The 2,616-nt window shown below is 60.7% G+C and carries 2 protein-coding genes; one reads left to right on the top strand and one right to left on the bottom strand.

Going from position 1 to position 2,616, the window contains the following annotated elements:
* Nucleotides 1-28: 28 nt before the first annotated feature.
* Complete coding sequence (purB, locus tag AC1D1P_RS20445; protein ID WP_477674221.1) at nt 29-1,420, bottom strand: adenylosuccinate lyase; 1,392 nt, start codon at nt 1,418-1,420, stop codon at nt 29-31.
* Nucleotides 1,421-1,596: 176 nt separating this feature from the next.
* On the opposite strand from purB, the gene AC1D1P_RS20440 reads away from it, so the two are divergent.
* Entirely contained in the window at nt 1,597-2,214 is a 618-nt protein-coding gene (locus tag AC1D1P_RS20440) for a glutathione S-transferase family protein (RefSeq protein ID WP_457282438.1), read from the top strand.
* The last annotated feature ends 402 nt before the right edge of the window (nt 2,215-2,616 follow it).

Below are 2,616 nucleotides of genomic sequence, written 5' to 3'. Positions count from 1 at the left end.
GGCTACACGCAGTGAGCCTGGACGGGGGTTAGACCCTCTTCGCCAGTTCGGCCGCCATGCCGACATAGCTGCCAGGCGTCATCTTCAGCAGACGCTCTTTTTCCGTGTCGGGAATTTCCAGCGAACGGATCAGCGCGTGCAGGTCTTCGGCCTTCACGGTTTTGCCGCGCGTGACTTCCTTCAGCTTTTCGTAAGCGCCCTGCACACCGTAACGGCGCATCACCGTCTGGATCGGTTCGGCCAGCACTTCCCAGGAGGCATTCAGGTCGTCGCCCAGCGCTTCGCGGTTGAGTTCGAGCTTGTTCAGACCCACGCCCATCGAGTTATAGGCGAGCACGGCGTAGCCGAGCGCCACGCCCATGTTGCGCAGCACGGTCGAGTCGGTCAGGTCGCGCTGCCAGCGGGAAATCGGCAGCTTTTCGCTCAGGTGGCGCAGCAGCGCATTGGCCAGGCCCAGGTTGCCTTCGGCGTTTTCGAAGTCAATCGGGTTGACTTTGTGCGGCATGGTCGAGGAACCGATCTCGCCGTCTTTCAGGCGCTGCTTGAAGTAGCCCACGCTCACGTAGCCCCAGATGTCGCGCGCCAGGTCGATCAGGATGGTGTTGGTGCGGGCTACCGCGTCAAACAGCTCGGCCATGTAGTCGTGCGGTTCGATCTGGATGCTGTAGGGCTGGAAGGTCAGGCCCAGGCCCAGCGGTTCCGGCGTTTCGATCACGTTGCGGCTGAAGGCCTCCCAGTCGAAGTCGGGCCAGGCCGAGAGATGCGCGTTGTAGTTGCCCACCGCGCCGTTCATCTTGGCCATCAGCTTGACGCCCGCGATCTTGTCACGCGCATTGGCCAGGCGCACCACCACGTTGGCGATTTCCTTGCCGACCGTGGTCGGGCTGGCTGTCTGGCCGTGCGTGCGGCTCAGCATGGGTTCTTCGGCATAGATGTGGGCCATTTCGCGCAGCTGCGCAATGACCTTGTCCAGCGCCGGCAGCACCACCAGGTCGCGGCTGCTTTTAAGCTGCAGCGCGTGGCTGGTGTTGTTGATGTCTTCGCTGGTGCAGGCAAAGTGCACAAATTCGCTGGCGCCCTGCAGCTCCGGCCGGGCCTCGAATTTCGACTTGATCCAGTATTCGACGGCTTTCACGTCGTGGTTGGTGGTCTTTTCGATTTCCTTGATGGCCGACGCATCGGCCTCCGAGAAGTTTTTGACCAGACCCAGCAAATAAGTGCGGGCGCCCGGGCTCAGCGGCTTGAATTCGGCGAATTTGGCATCGGACAGCGCGATGAACCACGCCACTTCGACCTGAACGCGGCGGTGCATATAGCCCTGCTCGGACATCAGGGGACGTAACTGGTTCAGTTTGTTCGCGTAGCGGCCGTCCAGTGGGGACAGGGCGTTGATCGTGGAAAAAGGGGGAGAGGAGCTCATGGCCCAATTGTAGGCCGGGTGCCTGCCGCGCCCGCCGCGCCGGAAGCCGCTGCCGCAAGCCCGAAAAGATGTGCATATTTGCGAATCTTCTTGCCCGGCACGTTACACCCCCGTCAGCCTGGCTGCCGGCTTACTCGATAGAATGCTCTTCCCCCGGACCACGATCTCACACCATCATGAAACTCATCGGATCCGCTACCAGCCCCTATGTGCGTAAAGTGCGCATAGTGATGGCCGAGAAAAAGCTCGACTACCAGTTCGTCCTGGAAGATGTCTGGGCAGCCAACACCACCATCCAGGCTTCCAACCCGCTCGGCAAGGTGCCCTGCCTGGTCATGGAAGGCGGCGAAGCCGTATTTGATTCCCGTGTCATCGTCGAATACCTCGACACCCTGTCACCTGTCGGCAAGCTTATCCCCAGCCAGGGCCGTGAGCGCGCTGAAGTCAAAACCTGGGAGGCCCTGGCCGACGGCCTGATCGACGCCGCCATCCTGGCGCGCCTCGAAGCCACCTGGGCCGGCCGCAGCGTCAAGCAGCGCAGCGACGCCTGGATCGACCGCCAGATGGGCAAGATCGAAGCCACCCTCAAGGCCATGAGCACCGGCCTGGGCGACAAGTCGTTCTGCAGCGGCATCCACTTCAGCCTGTCCGACGTCGCGGTCGGCTGCGCGCTCGGCTACCTCGACCTGCGTTTTGCGCAAATCAACTGGCGTGAGATGTATCCGAACCTGACCAAGCTGCAGGACAAGCTGATGCAGCGGCCCAGCTTTGCGGAAAGCATTCCGCCGGGCTGATGCGGGTACTGAATGGTGGAGGAGGCGGCTCTTCTCGCCGATGTTCTCGCTGATGCCAAATCACCAAATCGCATACAAACTCAAGACGCCGCCGGCTATTTGCTATGCATTTGGTAGCTGCTTGCGCCCGTCTTTATTGGGCCCTGGCTACTATTCGCGTTTGAAATTGGTTCAAAAACAGGCTCAAGGCCTCTTTCAACGCCTCTTGGGCAGCCCTTTTCAGGTGTTTTGAGGTCGAGACAGCCTGATTTCAGGCGTCAAAATGGCCTCCGACCTAATCAGAGCGAGCGCAAGCGGCTATCAAAATAATAGCGGTTGCGGGGCTTTACGGGTTTCCCGGTCATCACGATGGAAGTTCACCAGGCCATCGGCGGTGAACTTCAGGCGGGCACAACGCAACGC

It is taken from the genome of Polaromonas sp. P1_E1_2 (genome assembly GCF_056406035.1).
This window is presented reverse-complemented; position numbering and strand designations above follow the sequence as displayed.

Coding starts and splice junctions, on each gene's coding strand:
- purB (WP_477674221.1), bottom strand. CDS start 1,420: ATGAGCTCCTCTCCCCCTTTTTCCACGATCAACGCCCTGTCCCCACTG.
- AC1D1P_RS20440 (WP_457282438.1), top strand. CDS start 1,597: ATGAAACTCATCGGATCCGCTACCAGCCCCTATGTGCGTAAAGTGCGC.